Annotated in this window: 11 protein-coding genes; 6 read left to right on the top strand and 5 right to left on the bottom strand. The window is 48.6% G+C overall.

Going from position 1 to position 17,094, the window contains the following annotated elements; genetic code table 11:
• Positions 1-36: 36 nt before the first annotated feature.
• On the bottom strand, positions 37-783 hold the full coding sequence (locus tag QT996_RS01585) for a pentapeptide repeat-containing protein (protein ID WP_333044137.1): 747 nt from the start codon (positions 781-783) through the stop codon (positions 37-39).
• A 20-nt stretch (positions 784-803) separates the two neighbouring features.
• Positions 804-1,448: a hypothetical protein gene (locus QT996_RS01590; RefSeq protein ID WP_333044259.1), complete on the bottom strand. Its 645-nt coding sequence runs from the start codon at positions 1,446-1,448 to the stop codon at positions 804-806.
• A gap of 322 nt (positions 1,449-1,770) precedes the next feature.
• Here QT996_RS01590 and QT996_RS01595 point away from each other — a divergent pair, with 322 nt between their 5' ends.
• The gene (locus QT996_RS01595; RefSeq protein ID WP_333044138.1) at positions 1,771-2,100 is read left to right on the top strand and encodes a WGxxGxxG family protein; all 330 of its coding nucleotides are present in this window, start codon (positions 1,771-1,773) and stop codon (positions 2,098-2,100) included.
• A 385-nt stretch (positions 2,101-2,485) separates the two neighbouring features.
• Here QT996_RS01595 and QT996_RS01600 read toward each other — a convergent pair whose 3' ends face one another.
• Positions 2,486-7,843, bottom strand: coding sequence for a PAS domain S-box protein (locus QT996_RS01600; RefSeq protein ID WP_333044139.1), 5,358 nt, complete (start codon positions 7,841-7,843; stop codon positions 2,486-2,488).
• Between the two features lie 180 nt (positions 7,844-8,023).
• Between QT996_RS01600 and QT996_RS01605 the strand changes: the two genes are divergently transcribed.
• Both QT996_RS01605 and QT996_RS01610 read left to right on the top strand, forming a co-directional pair.
• On the top strand, positions 8,024-8,875 hold the full coding sequence (locus QT996_RS01605) for a creatininase family protein (RefSeq protein WP_333044140.1): 852 nt from the start codon (positions 8,024-8,026) through the stop codon (positions 8,873-8,875).
• Positions 8,876-9,109: 234 nt separating this feature from the next.
• Positions 9,110-9,865, top strand: a complete 756-nt coding sequence (locus QT996_RS01610) for a DUF561 domain-containing protein (protein WP_333044141.1) — start codon at positions 9,110-9,112, stop codon at positions 9,863-9,865.
• A 112-nt stretch (positions 9,866-9,977) separates the two neighbouring features.
• Here QT996_RS01610 and QT996_RS01615 read toward each other — a convergent pair whose 3' ends face one another.
• The gene (locus QT996_RS01615) at positions 9,978-10,640 is read right to left on the bottom strand and encodes a calcium-binding protein (protein ID WP_333044142.1); all 663 of its coding nucleotides are present in this window, start codon (positions 10,638-10,640) and stop codon (positions 9,978-9,980) included.
• Positions 10,641-10,720: 80 nt separating this feature from the next.
• On the opposite strand from QT996_RS01615, the gene QT996_RS01620 reads away from it, so the two are divergent.
• The 3 genes from QT996_RS01620 to dprA all read left to right on the top strand — a co-directional run bounded on the left by QT996_RS01620 (position 10,721) and on the right by dprA (position 13,583).
• Positions 10,721-11,368 (top strand): DUF2301 domain-containing membrane protein, encoded by a 648-nt coding sequence (locus QT996_RS01620; protein ID WP_333044143.1) that lies wholly within the window; start codon positions 10,721-10,723, stop codon positions 11,366-11,368.
• A gap of 169 nt (positions 11,369-11,537) precedes the next feature.
• Complete coding sequence (locus tag QT996_RS01625) at positions 11,538-12,221, top strand: YdcF family protein (RefSeq protein WP_333044144.1); 684 nt, start codon at positions 11,538-11,540, stop codon at positions 12,219-12,221.
• Positions 12,222-12,431: 210 nt separating this feature from the next.
• Positions 12,432-13,583, top strand: coding sequence for a DNA-processing protein DprA (gene dprA, locus QT996_RS01630; protein ID WP_333044145.1), 1,152 nt, complete (start codon positions 12,432-12,434; stop codon positions 13,581-13,583).
• A gap of 262 nt (positions 13,584-13,845) precedes the next feature.
• On the opposite strand, the gene QT996_RS01635 is transcribed toward dprA, so the two are convergent.
• Positions 13,846-17,094, bottom strand: a 3,249-nt coding sequence (locus tag QT996_RS01635; RefSeq protein WP_333044146.1) for a Calx-beta domain-containing protein, incomplete at its 5' end; no start/stop codon positions are given.

Raw genomic sequence — 17,094 nt, forward strand, 5'->3', positions numbered from 1 at the left:
CGCGGTTATTTTACAGGACCAAATATTATCCAACATTTATGAAACCATGCTGCCGTCAGGCATGATTGTTCCTTTCAAAATAGCTTCGCCCAGATTAGCTCCCGCCAAGTTCGCTCCCCTGAGATTTGCCCCGGTCAAATTAGCCCCTGTCAAATCAGCTTTGCCAAGGTTTGCCCACCGGAAATCGGCAGCGATCAACTCCGCAAAACAGAGAGTTGCCCTGAAAAGATATGCTCCAGTGAAGTGAGCTTCCCCGAGGTTAGCCTTAGAGAAATTGGCTCCATAGCAATGTGCTTCAATCAATTCGGCTTGACTGAGATTGGCTTGACTGAGATTGGCAAAGTTGAGGTTGGCACCCATCGCATTAACTTGCGACATCACCGCACCGATTAAATTCGCATCTCCGAAATCGGTTTGTTGGAGATTGGCAGCGGTGAGGTCAGCCCCAATTAAATTAGCACCGCTCAAATCAGCTCCCTTCATGTCGGCCGCTCGGAGGTTTGTACCCGTTAAATTAGCTTTAATTAAATTAGCTTCGAGCAGTTGCGCTCCGGCAAGATTTGCTAAACTAAGGTTGGATTCAGCGAGGTTTGCGGCAATTAATTTAGCCTTAAACAAATCGGTTTTAAAAAGGTTCGATCGCCCAAGATCAGCACCTCGGAAATTTGCTTCGGCGAGGTTAGCTTCGCCCAGATCCGGTTCTAGATTTGGGTTGAGACTTCTCCATTCAATCCAAGTAACTGCACCTTTTTTTAACAGCGCTAAATGCTGTGCGTTTGCCATAATTACATCTCCTTTAACGGCTATTCCTTGCGGCCAAAAATTGCTGGATTTTCTCGACCCGTCACGCTTTCCACCGCCGCAATTGCTGCCTGGGAACCTGCTATAATATCTCGTTCTGCGCCGCCGAGGTAAAGCCGTCCGAAACTACCGACAGCCTGAACCTCTAAGATGTTAATAGATGCGCCTTTTTCTGCTTCATTGGCCGCCAGCGCTGCATAGGCTGCCGGTTCTACTTCTAAGACGTAAAGCGTTTGTCCCGCCAGCAGCAACTGTCCGCGGCGGGTGCGGTTGATTAATTGTGTTTGGTGGGGGTCAATGTTGCGAATAATTTGACTGGAAATCACTCGCGGTTTGATACCTTCTTCTCTGCGGACTCCCATGAATTCTAGAATTGCTTTGCCTGCGGCCCGCGTTTCCCCCTGCTGACTTGAGTGTACTTCCAGAAGGCCGTACAAGCGTTCGACTATCTGGACTCCGGGGCGTACGGAGGCAGATTTGAGGGCGACATCGGTAATTCGGTTAATTTCGATACCGGGCGAGATTTCTATCCACAGCGACGCATCCCCAGGCAGCGGCAAGAATCCGGCGGCGATTGTGCCAATGTATGCTGCGTGCTGCGGCTGCAAGTTGTCTAGAAATACGTAGCTGCGTAACTCTATACCCAAAAGTTTTGATCTCCGTCGATCGAGTTCCAACAGTTGTCTGTGCAATATCTGAGTTTACCTTTTTTTGTCAACAACACCTTGTCTGTGGTCGGGAGTGCCGGAGTGCCTCACAACCGAGTGAGGTGTCAGACCCGCGATTTCTAGTGCCGGAGTGCCTCCGCGAGCAATCTTTAATTTTGTGCGCCTGCTAAAAATTGGATATCAATCTGTAGTTATACGTGGAACATAACAATCTTTACTGCTAGAGGTGGATTTAACTTTAAAAGCCAATCGATATAGTTTTAATAGTTAAAGATTTTTCCCAACAGAGAGCATTTGAATTATGAAACGTTCTGATTTATCCAAAGCAATCGGTGCAGGTATTATAGCTGCTGGTTTAGCCCTAGCACCAGCTCATCTCCCTGCTTCAGCTCAGACAGGTACAACTGGCGGTACTACGAGCGGTACTAACAGCACTACCACCACCACAAGTCCTCGCTCCGATGTCTACAGTGCTGATAACGATCGCGACTTTGATTGGGGATGGTTGGGCTTGCTCGGCTTGTCCGGTTTGTTAGGTTTGATTCCCAAAAAACGCGAAGAAAATGTCCGCTACACTACTACAACCGCAGATCGTGACCGTGACCCCGCCGTTCGCACCGACTACCGCTAAGAATAGAGTCTTAGGGCTGTGGGCATGATGCAGGGACAGGATGTTTTAACCTGTCCGATCAGCACCAATAATGATCAAAAAACCTCCCTTGGCGGGGTTTTTTTGTTTGAGAGGATGCCCGCTCGAACCACGATAAAAGTAGTTACATCTGACATATTGCACCATTTTCATGAACAGGCTTTCCGCCCTGTGCCACAACAGATGAATTTTCTTGTGGGCCGTTGCTCCTAGCGAGTCAATAAAATCCTTATTGAGAATGGTGCAATATTTCAGACATAACCGGACTTGACATTACTAACATCTTCCTTTCTTCTTCCCTTCTTCCTTCGCGTTCTTTGCGTCTTCGCGGTTCATTAAATAAAGACTTTTGAGACACAAAAAGACCTTAAACAATGTTTGGGCCCGATCGATCGAGCAAATCCCAAATCGCCTGCACCAACTTCTCGGGGTCTAAAGGCTTAGAAAGATGCCGCTGGAACCCTGCAGCCAGCGCCTGTTGATAGTCCATTTCTCCAGCATAAGCGGTGAGGGCGATCGCCGGAACCAGTCCCCCTTTCTCTGGCGCCCGAGCCCGAACCTGCCGCAGCAACATATAACCGTCGGTGTCGGGCATTCCAATATCGCTCAACAGCAAATCAGGAACAGACTGGGTTAAAACCGCCAAGGCATCGGCGGCGTTAGCAACTGCTGTAACACTTGCCCCACACTCCTCAAGCAGAAAAACCACCAAATCTCGCGCATCGGCATCATCATCCACCGCTAACACCCTGATACCACTCAAATCGAAGGATTCCTCCGGTGGCGTAGTTCCCGCAGAACTTGTCTGAGGTTGCACGGGCATCAGAGGTATCCAGACGGTCAAGGTTGCGCCTTTTCCTTCGCCGGCACTGTCGCATTTCACCGTGCCGCCGTGGAGTTCGACGAGATGGCGGACGATCGCCAATCCTAAACCCAATCCGCCAAACTTGCGCGTCATCGTGCTGTCAGCTTGCCGGAAGTAGTCGAAGACATAGGGCAGAAAATCTGGTTCGATACCTTTTCCAGTATCACTTACAGTAATTTGGGCGTTCGTGTCAACCCGATCGAGAACGACATCAATTTTGCCTCCCGGCGGGGTGAACTTGACGGCATTTGACAGCAAATTCCAGACTACCTGCTGAAGTCGGCCCGCATCGCCCAAAACCGAGCCGAGATTCAGTGCAAATTGAGTGCTGATTGGAATCGACTTGACTTCCGCCGCCAGACGGACCGTTTCAATAGCAGCGCCGATGACCCAGGCTAAATCCACAGGTGCAATATTCAAGCTGACCTTGCCTTGCAGAATCCCCGACACGTCGAGCAAATCTTCGATAAGCTGGGTTTGCAGTTTGGCGTTGCGCTCGATCGTCTCTAAGGCATAACGTTGCTTTTGGGGTGTCAGAAGGTTCGATTGAAGCAGCTTCGCCCAGCCCAAAATCGGGTTTAAGGGAGTCCGCAATTCGTGGGACAAAACAGCCAAAAATTCGTCTTTGACGCGGTTAGCCTGTTCTGCTTCTTGCCGCGCTGCCTTTTCCCGCGCTAGAAGGCGTTCCCGTTCCGCTTCTGCAAGTTTTCGATCGGTAATGTCAGTGTTGGTGCCACACCAGCGCAGCAGCTTGTTTTGCTCGTCGCGAATCGGCACGGCGCGGGAGAGAAACCAGCGGTACGAGCCGTCTTTGCCGCGCAAGGGGAAAGTATCTTCCCAGGCTTGGCCTGTTTCAATGCAGCGCCTAAATTTTGCGACAACGCGATCGACGTGTTCCGGGTGGTGCACCCGCTGCCAGCCCCAGCCCTGCATTTCCTCTAGGGTTGTGCCCGTGTAGTCAAACCAGCGCTGGTTGTACCAGAAAATCCCCCCAGCAGCATCTGTCATCCAGGCTAACTGAGCGATGTTGTCAGCTAGAGCGCGGAACCGAGCCTCGCTTTCGTGCAGCTCCTGCAGGGCTCGCGCGTGCAGAATTACCGTCCAGAGGCGAGCCACCACTTCTTGCATCAGCGAAACTTCATCGGCCCGCCAGTGCCGCACAGCCTTTGATGCCACCAACAAAAGAGCCACCCAGCGCCCTTCCTGAAGGCAGGGAACATCGACTAAAGCGCGAATGGACACGGCACCGTAGTTATCGACCAAATTCGCTGTATGGGGGTGATTAGCGATATCTGAGATGACAACTGTTTGACCTGCGATAGAGAGAGCTTTAAGTTCTGGCATCTTAAAGTCTGAGATTTTATAGATGCCGACCGTGCTGGCAAGGTCGGACTGGTGCCAGTCTTGCTCGACAATTGCCCGATCGGCTTCTAAATCGATTTCGTGCCAAATGCAGCGATCGACCTGTAAATACTCTCCCAGACTATTCATGGCTTCCCACAACATTTCTGCGGGGTTGGAACACTGGCGCAAGCGGAGTTCGAGATCGGAGAGAAACTGCTCATTGAGTTGGGCTTGTTTGCGATCGTGAATATCGGTATTCGAGCCGATCCACTCGACAATTTCGCCCCCTGCGTCGCGAATGGGGATGGCCCGGGACAAATGCCAGCGTTCCATTTGATCTGCTGCCCGCCGCAGGCGCAGCTCAAGTTGATAAACTTCTCCGGTGATTCGACATTCTTCCCAGCGGGCAAAAGCTTGTGCCACATCGGACGGTGGCATCACGGACTCCCAATTATTTTGAGCTGCTTCCTCGTAAGACATCCCCAGATATTCCGACCACTTTTGTTGATTGGTAAAGCGAGTTTCCCCGGCGGAATCTACGTTCCAAATCAGGTGGGGCAACGACTCAGCCAGGAAGCGGAAGCGGCGATCGCTTTCTGCTAAGCTTTCTTCTGCTCGTTTGCGATCGTCAATATCAATGCCGATCCCGGCCCATTGCACCACCTGTCCCCTCCTGTCTTTGATGGGAACTAGCCGTGCTAGATGCCAGCGGTAGGTGCTGTCAAACCTGCGTACCCGACACTCAAATTCGTAGGATTCCCCTGTTTCTATCGCCTTGGTGCGCGTGGCGACAACTGTTGGCAGATCGTCAGGATGAAATAATTGCAGCACCGGTGCAGCCAGCGGAAATTCTGCTGGCCTCATGCCCGTGTAGCTTTTCCAGTGCTCGTTGCAAAACTCTAACCTGCCGTCGGCGGTGTTGATCCACATTAATTGCGGGACGGCATCGGCGAGGGTGCGGTAGCGATTTTCGCTTTGCCGCAGTGCTTCTTCTATTTGCTGGCGCTCGGTTTTGTCCTGCATGATTTTCAGGAAACCTTGCACCTCGCCGGCTGCGTCGCGCAGGGGCATCACCAGCCCGCTGCCCCAAAAGCGGCTGCCATCTTTGCGGAGGTGCCAGCGTTCGTTTTTTCCTTTTCCCTGAGTCAGGGCGGTGTGCATTTCTGCTTCGGGCATTCGGGAAGCAGAGTCTTCTGGGGTGAAGATGATTCGTCCGTGCTGCCCGACGATTTCAGCTTCGGAATAGCCCAGCACTCTCTCGGCGCCTGCGTTCCAACTGGTAAAGTGTCCGTCGGTGTCGAGGGTGAAGATGGCGTAGTCTTTGGCGCTGTCGAGAATCAACTGCAGGTGGGTTTCACGATCGCGCAGTGCTTCTTCTGTTTGTTTTCGCTTGGTAATGTCGCTGGTGAAGCCGACTATTTTGGTCAGTTCACCTTGCTGGTTGCGGATCGAACAGCCGCGCTCCCAAACATCGATCCAGCGCCCGTCTTCGTGCCGGACTCGGTACTCGCCTTGGTAGCGATCGCCAGCAGTCAAGATTGATTCCCGCGTGGACTGGAGGCGCGCCAAATCTTGGGGATGGATGCGTTCTCTCCACCACTCTGGTGTGGCGGGTGCGTCCTCTGGGCGGACACCGACGAGAGAGTGCAGTCCCTCGGAACGGTAAACTGAATTAGCTGCCAAATCCCACTCAAACAGGATGCCGTCGATCGCCCTTGTAGCTAACTCAAAGCGGTTATTGCTTTCTTGCAAGGCGAGTTCGGCCATTTTGCGATCGGTAATTTCCTGCACCACGACATTAATTCCGACAATCTCCCCGCCCGTGTCTTTGAGCGGCAACCAATTTAGCAGCCAAGTGCGAACAACACCGGGTTGAGCTTTGGTTTCACCGCTGATTTCAAAATTTCGCTTTGGTTCTCCGGTTTCGAGAATGCGGCTCAACACAGGTTCGGCTGTGTCTGCCAAGTCGGGGACAATTTCGCGTAGGGTGCGGCCGATGTGCATTTCGACGGGCAAGCCGTTGATTTGGGCCAACCCCTGGTTGAGCCGCACGTACCGCAAATCTGTGTCTAAAACTGCCAAACCCACGGGCGTTGTTTGATAGAGCCACTCTATCTCTAGAAGTTGACGGCGCACGGTTTGCTCGCTCTTTTGCAAGGCGTGTTCGGCATTTTTGCGATCGGTAGCATCAAATAATACTCCGATAAACCGCACTGCTTCGCCTGCGGTGTCGTAGAGATAGCGTCCGAACGCGCTCAACCAACGGATTTCTCCGTTGTCTGCCCTGATGATCCGGTATTCGGGGGAGTAAAGTGATCCTGTTTGCCGAGCTGTTTTAGCTGCTTGCATGACTTGCTCTAAGTCGTCTGGATGCACGCAGTTTTGCCACACAGCCGCGCTTGCTTCGCCGCCTGGTACCGGTTCGCAGCCCAAAATGGTGAAATGGGTCGCCGACCAAATTACTCGATTTGTTCGCACGTCAAAATCCCAGGTTGCCATGCCTGAGCCTTCGATGGCGACGCTCAAACGTTCTTCGCTTTGTTTTAAGGCAATTTCAGTTTGTTTGCGATCGGTGATATCTGTGAGGGAGCCCACGGCCCGCAAGGGATTGCCTGACTCGTCCCAAATTGCTCGCCCTCTGGCTAAAATCCATTTGTAGCGCCCGTCAAAACAGCGAATGCGGTACTCGCAGCAGTAATGTGAGGTTTCTCGATTTAAGTGCTGCTGCCAATTGCTTTGCATTATCTCCAAATCATCGGGATGAATGTAGCTCAAAAATTGGCTGAAGTTCTTGACTTCTTCGGGCCGACGTTCCAAAATCTCTAAACCGCGATCGCTCAGGAAATGGCAATTTGTTTGCAGGTTCTGATCCCAAATGCCGTCATTGTTTCCCTGCAAGGCTAGCTGCCAGCGTTCTTCGTGATCGAACAAAGCTTCTTTGGTTCGATGGGCGCGATCGATTTGTACGGCGGCAACGGCAAAGTCTGCTAGGGCGATCGCGATCCGCAAGTCTTCGGCATCGAATTCGCGATCGGCATCGTGAGATACAATCCATATTGCCCCCAGCGATTGATTTTCTGCTTGTAGCGGCACAACTAACGCTTCGGCGATCTGCCTTTCTAGTTGCTGCAAGTCGGTAAAATATTTTTCTGGAGCGAAGTAAAGCTGTGGAGTTTGGCGATCGAGACCTGCTCCGGACAAACACAATGTGCCCGGTATATTTCTGTGTTCTGCGACTTCCCACGCGCCCGCCAATGCCACCCACCGAAAGATTTGTTTTGATGTGGCATTTTCTTCTAGCAAGCAGACTCCGACGCTGCCTGCGCCGCACAAATCTTGAGCGATCGCAACCAGCGTTTTGAGCAGCGTGCGGGGGGAGGCTGCCAGTTGTCTCGCCAGCGTTTGCAGCGCTAGGTTTTCAGCTTTGAGATCGTGCGAGCGAGGGGTGCGGCGCGACAGTTCCTCGGCGATCGGAATGTCGGTTAAATTAGTTTGTGGGGTTTGCCAAGCTTCCATCAATTAGTCGTCTCTACGTCTTTCGGTATGAGCTGGCGAGCGTATATCAGCGCGCTTTTAAAGCATCTGTTATATTATATAATCTACCGACAGACAGAAGATGTGATATGTCGGGGAAATTACTTTTTAGTTTTTAGGCTAGTTGATGGTCTTGGTTGCCTATGCTCTTGCCACCACAATATGCACAACTTTATTCCCGAATCACGCTTTTTTCCCTATCTAACTTGGACAGAAATTCACTCTATGCCGGATAAGGAAAATACAGTTATAATTCAGCCGCTAGGTGCGATCGAACAACACGGCCCTCATTTGCCTTTAATTGTAGATGCGGCAATTAGTGCGGCGGTGACAGGCAAAGCGCTGGCAAAGTTAGAGGCAAATATTCCCGCTTATGCTTTGCCGCCTTTGTACTACGGCAAGTCAAACGAACACTGCCATTTTCCCGGTACAATTATGCTCAGTGCTCAGACACTTTTAGCAGTAATCGGCGAAATTGCTGACAGTATTTACCGGGCAGGATTTCGGAAATTAGTGTTAATGAATGGTCACGGCGGACAGCCGCAGGTGGTGGAAATTGCGGCTCGGGATATTCATCAAAAATATCAGGATTTTTCGGTTTTTCCACTGTTTGTTTGGCGGGTTCCGAATGTAGCTGCTGAATTATTAACTGCGAAAGAGTTGCAGTTTGGGATTCACGCGGGTGATGCAGAAACGAGTTTGATGTTGTCAATTTTGCCGTCGCAGGTGAAAATGGAACTGGCTGTTACTGAATATCCGAAAAATTTGCCGATCGACAGTTTGCTGAGTATGGAAGGAAATTTGCCTTTTGCTTGGCTGACGCGAGAGTTGACTGAAAGTGGTGTGTTGGGCGATGCGACGGCGGCGACGAAAGAAAAGGGATCTCGGATTCTGGAATCTCTCTCTGACGGCTGGGCACAAGTTATCAAAGATGTACACAAATTTCGCCAGCCGGGAAGTTCGGCAACGGATTGTGTAACGGATGTAACGGATGTCAGGAAGAGGGAAGAATGAAGAGGGAAGAAGATCGATGTGGAAATGCAGTCACAACAATAGTTGCACCAATTAAGAACGTTCTAACTGTCTTGGCGGTTGCTATAAAAATCAAAAATATAGTCCTGGAGGCATAATCGACCTATTTAGGGTGCTTAGGTTGCACCTAACCGCTATTAAGAATTAAAAATTAAAATTTGTTCTAAATTTGTGTCAAAATGAGTCTAAGAAATTTTTTGAATTGGAAAACTAACGATGAGTGTAAATTCTAAATTGCAGCGCGCATTTGAGCAAGGTCGCGCCCTGAAAATTATCAGCGGTTTAAATAATTTTGATGCCGCGAACGTTGCGGCTGTCGTCAAAGCAGCGGATCTTGGCGGTGCTTCGTTTGTCGATATTGCTGCCGATCGAGATTTGGTATTGATGGCAAAAGAGTTGACAAATTTGCCAATTTGTGTATCGGCTGTGGAACCGGAAAAGTTTGTGGCTGCGGTAGAAGCTGGCGCTGATTTGATTGAAATTGGCAACTTTGATGCTTTCTACGCAGTAGGCCGCCGCTTTGAAGCTGAGGAAGTTTTGCAGTTGACTCGCGAAACTCGATCGCTATTTCCAAACATCACCCTTTCTGTAACAGTTCCCCACATTTTGGCACTCGACAAACAAGTGCAATTAGCAATTGAATTAGTCAAAGCTGGGGCTAATATCATTCAAACCGAAGGTGGCACCAGCGCCCAACCAATTCACGCCGGCACATTGGGATTAATTGAAAAAGCAGCGCCTACTTTGGCGGCAGCCTTTGAAATTTCCCGCGCCGTATCAGTCCCCGTACTCTGCGCTTCCGGCATCTCCAGCGTCACCGCACCCCTCGCTATTGGAGCCGGTGCTGCGGGTGTTGGTGTCGGTTCTGCTGTTAGCCAACTTAATAGCGAAGTGGCGATGATTGCGGCTGTTCGCAGTTTGGTTGAAGCTTTGGCTTTGGTTTCGCGATCGCACTTTGCAGCTTCCATTTAATTAAGAAGGAAGAAGGAAGAAGGAAGAGGGAAGAGGGAAGGTTTTTCTCATCCCCTACTCTCCCCTTCTCCCATTCTTCCCCTCCCCCACTTTTCCACTTTTCCACTGTTCCTTAATAATTGAGAAACCACACGGCATAATCATCTAACAACTGATTGTTCCGGGAGATTACATCAACTGATTCTAACTCGAATAAAGGCAACATAAACTTTTGGCTATCGCCGACGCGCTGCACTTCCACAAATATGCCTTCTTCCTGAATCACAAAATCATCTAACCGATTAATTGTGAATCTATCAGTATAAGAAGGTTGAGTTTTTTTGAGTCTTGCATATTCTTTTTTGCTACCAGAACCCATTGTATATTCTTCTTCCCATTCAAACTCTTCTATGCCGGTAACGTGGCAGGGGAGTTGAATATTTTCCTTGAGGTAATCTAGATATTTGACGGAATTTTTCAGAGTACAATCAATATTTTTAGAAGCCAAAATTTTGCTGAGTTTAGTTTCAAATTGCTTGGTATTAAAGGGGAGATTTTTGTCGATATGCGCTAACATTTCTGGATGGAACCCCGATCTCAATTCGGATAATTCCTCCAGCAGGTGCTGGAAGTCGTTGACCGGTTTCGGTCTTCTGCCTGCTACAATGGTTTCATCAAGCTGAACTGGAGGAAGTTCGGATTGCGAAGGAAGGGATTTGCTTTGATCGGGGCGATCGTCCACTTTAGATTGGTTAACTTTAGGCTGGTTAAGTTTAGGCTTGTTAAATTTAGGCATCGCTCGGTCTCGCTGGATCGGTTTATCAATAAAGTATATCTTGGCAGAAGTACATTCGTGTCTAATAGGAGGAAGGTGTAATGCAACTACTGAAATCGCCTGATGAATCGCCAGTCTATCAAGGACAATTCGGCGAGTTTACGATTACTCAAAACGATCGCACGGGAGTGTTGATTTACCGCGCCGGATTGGGGGTGGCGGCGCTGTGTTTTGCGATCGGCACTACTCTGGTGTTGCAACAGGGCGACAACCCGATTGCAATCCAAGCTGTAACGCCTGTTTTTGCTTGTTTCTGGATAGCTTTAGGCGTCAGCTTGGCAACTATTCACATTTACATGATTGCGCTACACCGAACACTACAGGTGTTTTGGGCGATCGGCGGCGCGGCAGCATTGTTTGTCGCCGTACAAAGCAGCCAACCTCTAGCTTTAGCAGTGTACGAACATCCCACCACCTTGTGGGGAATTGGCTTTACTTTTGCCGCCTTAAATGGGATTTATTTTAAAGAAGCTTTCTGCTTCAACCGCCTAGAAACAAAGTTTTTGACTCCTGGAGTTCCTCTCTTAATTTTAGGACATATTTTCGGCTTTTTGTCAGCCGAAAATGAGCAATTTTTGCTGGCTATTTGGGCCGCTTTGTTTATCATATTTGCTGTGCGTAAGTTTTTTCAACCGATGCCGCAGGATATTGGGGATAAAAGCGTTTTTGAGTACCTGAAACACCAATAGTATAGAAGACGAAAAGACGAAAGAAGAGCTTTCTTCCTTCTTCCTTCTTGCTTAAATATCTGCTATAGCAATCCTTGCACGAGTCGTAAAATTTTTACCCCACCCCAGCCCTCCCCGAACCCAAGGGGAAGGAGTAAGAAATTCACAAATGATGCGAGGATTGCTATATATGAATTTTGCCAGACTGCGAAAACTCAAAATCAAAATTAGTCTAATTCACCGCCGAGAAATGTGGGCAGTTACCAGGGAAGGCTGGGTAATTGCTCTGATGGGATTAATAATTGCAATGCTCTTAATTATCACAAATATCCATCCATTTTTGGCGGTAAATGCGCCGATTAAAGCAGATATATTGGTTGTCGAAGGCTGGTTGCCCGATTATGCGATCGAAAGTGCGATCGCGGAATTTAAAAAAGGTGAATACAGCCAATTAATTACCACAGGAATTCCTTTAAGTAAAGGCTACTATCTCGCTGAATATAAAAATTATGCTGAACTGACTGCCGCGACTTTTATTGTGCTAGGATTTGATAAAAACAAATTAGTAGCAGTACCAGCGGCGAATGTTTTGAAACACCGCACTGCTGCTTCTGCGATCGCACTTCGGGATTGGTTTTCTACTTCAGGTTTAAAAGTTAACTCAATTAATCTTTATTCCTTTGGCCCTCACGCCCGCAGAAGTTGGCTTGTATTTAAAGAAGTGCTGAATCCTGAGATTAAAGTCGGGATTATTGCGGCGGAAACCGAAGATTACAACCCACAAGAATGGTGGAAATCGAGCGAAGGTTTTCGGACAGTAATCGGAGAAATTATTGCTTATATTTATGCCCGTTTCGTTGATTGGAAAGCTTAGCCAGTAATTGTCAACCTCCCTCTTAATTCCCTTCGCGGTTCGTAAAACAAAATTTATATAGCCCTTTTAAATCTGTGGAAATACAGGAAACGGCAGTGCCATTTCCCTACTCTGGCACCTGTGGAAATACAGGAAACGGCAGTGCCATTTCCCTACCATAATTCCACCAAAAATGATAAAATAGTTCTCAGATAAGTTGAGGGCAACTCGTTGTTAGAAGAACGCGCTTACTGGTTAGCATGGTCACAAATTAACGGTATCGGGCCGATTTTGTTGCAAAGATTGCACCAACATTTTAATAGTTTGGCAGAAGCTTGGACGGCAAAATCAGTAGATTTTATGCGAATCGAAGGGTTCGGCAAGCAGATAATTGAAACCGTTGTGCAAGAACGCACTAAACTCAATCCTGAAGAATTTATCGAAAAACATCTTATAAAAAATCCCTGTTTTTGGACGCCCGCAGATCCAGATTATCCCCGCTTATTATTGGAAATTCCCAATCCGCCGCCAGTGTTGTATTATCGTGGTTTAGTTGATGTAAAAGAGAATCAAGGAATTACGCCAACGGTGGCAATTGTTGGTACTCGCAGCCCTTCGGAATACGGCAGAAGGTGGACTCGCAAAATTAGTACGGCTTTGGCTAGAAACGGTTTTACTGTGGTTTCCGGATTGGCTGCGGGCATTGATACAGAGGCTCATACAGGCTGTTTGGAGGCGGGAGGAAGGACGTTTGCAGTGGTGGGGACGGGAGTAGATATTGTATATCCTAAACAAAATGAGAGGTTGTGTGATCGCATTTTGCAGCAGGGATTGGTAATTAGCGAATATCCAGCGGGTACTCAACCGAATAAAACTAATTTTCCGCGCCGAAATCGCATAATTGCTGGCTTAAGTCGCGCTACAATCGTGATAGAAGCTCCGCATAAATCTGGTGCTTTAATTACGGCTTATCAAGCGAATGATTTTTGCCGGGATGTGTATGTTTTGACGGGCAGATTGGATGATGAGCGTTCTTTTGGTTGTTTGGAATTGCTGAGTAAAGGTGCTCATCCGATTTTGCCAAATAGCGATCGACTTTTAAGCGAAGACAGGTTGTTGGAAATGCTCGGAGCTATGCCAAAATTGGATAATGCCGAGCAGTTGTCGCTATTTCCTCCAAATCCGACGGTTGAGAAGCAAGGGCCACCGTTGGAGCCGGAATTGGCTAAGGTGTTAAGTGCGATCGTATCTGGGCCGATTTCTTTTGATACAATTGTGGAAGCAGCGGGATTAGAAGCGGGAATAGTTTCTAGTATACTTTTGCAGTTGGAATTGTTGGGATTAGTTTCGCAGTTACCGGGAATGCGATATCAGCGATGCTGAGTTGTAAGTAATACGGTTTAGGCTATTGGTTTCAACTTAAGTCTAAAACCCTCTTTATCTCTCGTTTACCCCCGAGGCCAGATCCCCCTAAATCCCCCTTAAGAAGGGGGACTTTGAGAAGATTCTTGTCCCCCCCTTTTTTAAGGGGAGCTAGGGGGGAGCTAGGCCTTGATAGTCAGCGGTTGAAACCGCATATATACAAACGAAGTCCGTCTCTAAGAGACGGAAAAATAATAAGGGCTAAAGTCCTCATTATGAACCTTTAAAGCAATCCGAAATTAGCAGCGCTGATACGGATAGCAGAAACACCGCCCAGAGAAGCTAAAATCTCCCCTGTTTGTGCCAACCGGATTAAAGTCGAACCGCTATCTTGAGCAATAGCCAATTGCGAGAAACTCAACCCGTTACCCAATACTAACAAGTCCTTACCCACTTCAAAATCAGTAATCGTATCAGTACCGGAATTGGTAGAGAGTAAGAACTTATCTACTCCCATTCCTCCTGTCAAAGTATCAAGTCCCAAACCGCCCCTCAGCAAATCATCGCCCTTACCTCCGTAAAGAATATCATTACTATCATCGCCATTCAAAATGTCAGCACCACGGTTGCCAAATAAGACATCATCACCGCTACTTCCCAGGATTGTATCGCTACCTTTGCCACCGAAAACAGTGTCATTTCCCAGACTTCCATCGAGGGAATCATTGCCCCTCATCCCTATCAACACATTATTCGCGCTGTCGCCAGTCAGGATATCGTCGCCATTTGTACCGAGAATTGCATTGGGAGAATTGCTGCCCAAATCTGCATCGCCGCTGACAACAGGAGTTGCAATCCCAGTCGGCAATATTACAGATTCAATTCTGCTATCTAAAGCAGTACCAGTATTGTCAGCAACCACCTGGGAAATTGGTTTATTTCCTGAACCAACTTCTTTAAATTCTTGAGTTGTTGGGCCCAAGGCTACTTGTTGGAGGCGGGCAAGTGATTCAGGAATTGATGTTGCTGTTGGGTTGGAGACAGCGCTATCAATGCGCTGATTGGCTGTTGCCATTACTGTGGCAGCTTGCGATGTAATTTGGGTGACTTGTTGAGTGTTGAAACTGGGGTCTATTTGCTCGATTTTAGCGGCTGCTTGCTGAATGATTGGTTCTAAGGCTGCTGAAGAGCTGAGGTTTAAGACTGTACCCGATTGAATTTGAGCCGTAATTGAACTGACAACAGCCTTGACAATATCGGTATTGACTGCACTGGAAGCACCGTCAATCAAAGCGGCAGTTTGAGTGATGAAGTTTTGGACTTTCACCATGGCGGCTAAGACTTGGACTCCGCCCGGTATGTTGTTGTTGGTAGCTTCTATTGGATCGAAGCTAGTTAGGTCAACATCGGCGGGGAGAGAAAGGGCTGCTTTGACTAAAGATTGGGCTTCTTCTGGTGCAATTCCTTTGTCGGTTAAGTCGGCGATTAAACTGGTTAGGAGTGTGACAACACTAGAATCTGGTGGTGCAGTGAGTGGTGTTTCTAGGGGTAATCCGGTGGCGGTGTCAATGCCTCCTGTGACAACTAAATTGCCTTCTGATGGGTCAATTTCTCCGTTTTTGTTGGTGTCGAAAGTCTCGAAGGGGATATCGAGATTAAATTTACCGCCTGAATCAGTTGTGGTGGATGGTTCGCCACCATCGAGGACGCCGTTTTTGTTGGCATCTAGGAAGAGAGTTGCACCCGATATGTAGCCGTCAATTGCGATGCCAGAAAAGCTGGGGCTGCGGTACAGGTGGAAGAAGTCGCTGACACTGGCACCCGCATTGTCCGTTGCTGTCACCTTAATTGGCACATAGAAAAATGAGGGAACATTGCCAGCATTCAAATTCACGCTAAAGGTCAGGGTATTGGGGTCGAAGGTCAGCCAATCGGGTGGAATGAAAGTGCCGGTATTTGGGTCGAAGGTCAGCCAATCGAGAGGGTTGGGGCTGAAGGGTCCGTTGGGGTCCGGCTCTGGAATTATTGAGTAGGAATAAGTGAGGCTGTCACCTGGATCGTAATCGGTAAAGGTGTCGGGAGCAAGAGTCACACTGAAGTCGCGGCGGGGATTGGGACCACGTTGCTTATCGAGGCTATTAGTCACCACCGGCGGGTGGTTGTTTAGTGTAGATTCAGCATCGATAATTTTCAGACTGGCAGTGTTTTGGGTGCCAATAATGGAATTATCCCGATTGGTGATCCGAAACGCAATTTCTTCTGTTCCCTCAACTTGACTATCCGGAAAAACGTCAATTGTGAAAGTTTTGGTATTTTCGCCTGGGTTAAAGGTAATTTCAGGAGAGAAATTGGGGATATTCCAATCTGTTCCGAAAGTCGCTGAACCAGTAGGAGGTTCTAGGTACACCCTGGAAAAGCTGTCTATATTCCCCCCTGTGCGAGTGAGGGTAATTTGTTTCTGAACGATTCCTGTGCGACTTTCATTGACTTGGTAAGTAGCTGGGGAGAAATTAATTGTAGGAGGCCCCTCAGCATCGAAAATTTTCAGACTGGCAGTGTTTTGGGTGCCAATAATGGCATTATCCCGATTGGTGATCCGAAATGCAATTTCTTCTGTTCCCTCAAATTGACCATCCGGAAAAATGTCAATTGTGAAAGTTTTGGTATTTTCGCCTGGGTTAAAGGTAATTTCAGGAGAGAAATTGGGGATATTCCAATCTGTTCCGAAAGTCGCTGAACCAGTAGGAGGTTCTAGGTACACCCTGGAAAAGCTGTCTATATTCCCCCCTGTGCGAGTGAGGGTAATTTGTTTCTGAACGATTCCTGTGCGACTTTCATTGACTTGGTAAGTAGCTGGGGAGAAATTTACCGTGGGAATACTAAGAATCTGATCGTTGCTAGAACCACCAGCAATCAGATCGTTAGATGGCGGTATGGTGTTACCCCTGTTAACAACAGTGGCATCCGGTGCATTGAGACCGTTGTAGTTACTATCCGCACTGACAGCAGGGGCAGTCACAATCTGATAAGTCTTATCGAGGTCAAATACTCGATCGTTCACACCCGTTACTGTAATAGTCTGCGGTTGATTCCAATTAGCAGAATTGAAGGTAATTGATTCCGTCGAAATTACTCCCTCTGCCTCATTGCTGCTACGCAAATCAATTTTTACATCAGCAGTAGGTTGGCTGTTGAGTTTGATGGTGAATAGGTCTGTGCCACCTGCTTCTGTAGTTACTAATCCCGATGCCGGACTAATAACAATGCCAGGACTTCCAAGTATGGGTTGCGGATCGACAGCTACTGGGGGTGTTGGTGTCGGCAGTGGGGGTGTCGGTGTCGGCAGTGGGGGTGTCGGTGTCGGCAGTGGGGGTGTCGGTGTCGGCACTGGGGGTGTCGGTGTCGGCAGTGGGGGTGTCGGTGTCGGCAGTGGGGGTGTCGGTGTCGGCACTGGTGGTGTCGGTGTCGGCACTGGTGGTGTCGGTGTCGGCACTGGTGGTGTCGGTGTCGGCACTGGTGGTGTCGGTGTCGG

Origin of the sequence: Microcoleus sp. S13C4 (genome assembly GCF_036700865.1) — a bacterium.
Taxonomy (GTDB): Bacteria; Cyanobacteriota; Cyanobacteriia; order Cyanobacteriales; family Microcoleaceae; genus Microcoleus.

Coding starts and splice junctions, on each gene's coding strand:
- QT996_RS01585 (WP_333044137.1), bottom strand. CDS start 783: ATGGCAAACGCACAGCATTTAGCGCTGTTAAAAAAAGGTGCAGTTACT.
- QT996_RS01595 (WP_333044138.1), top strand. CDS start 1,771: ATGAAACGTTCTGATTTATCCAAAGCAATCGGTGCAGGTATTATAGCT.
- QT996_RS01600 (WP_333044139.1), bottom strand. CDS start 7,843: ATGGAAGCTTGGCAAACCCCACAAACTAATTTAACCGACATTCCGATC.
- QT996_RS01605 (WP_333044140.1), top strand. CDS start 8,024: ATGCACAACTTTATTCCCGAATCACGCTTTTTTCCCTATCTAACTTGG.
- QT996_RS01610 (WP_333044141.1), top strand. CDS start 9,110: ATGAGTGTAAATTCTAAATTGCAGCGCGCATTTGAGCAAGGTCGCGCC.
- QT996_RS01615 (WP_333044142.1), bottom strand. CDS start 10,640: ATGCCTAAATTTAACAAGCCTAAACTTAACCAGCCTAAAGTTAACCAA.
- QT996_RS01620 (WP_333044143.1), top strand. CDS start 10,721: ATGCAACTACTGAAATCGCCTGATGAATCGCCAGTCTATCAAGGACAA.
- QT996_RS01625 (WP_333044144.1), top strand. CDS start 11,538: ATGAATTTTGCCAGACTGCGAAAACTCAAAATCAAAATTAGTCTAATT.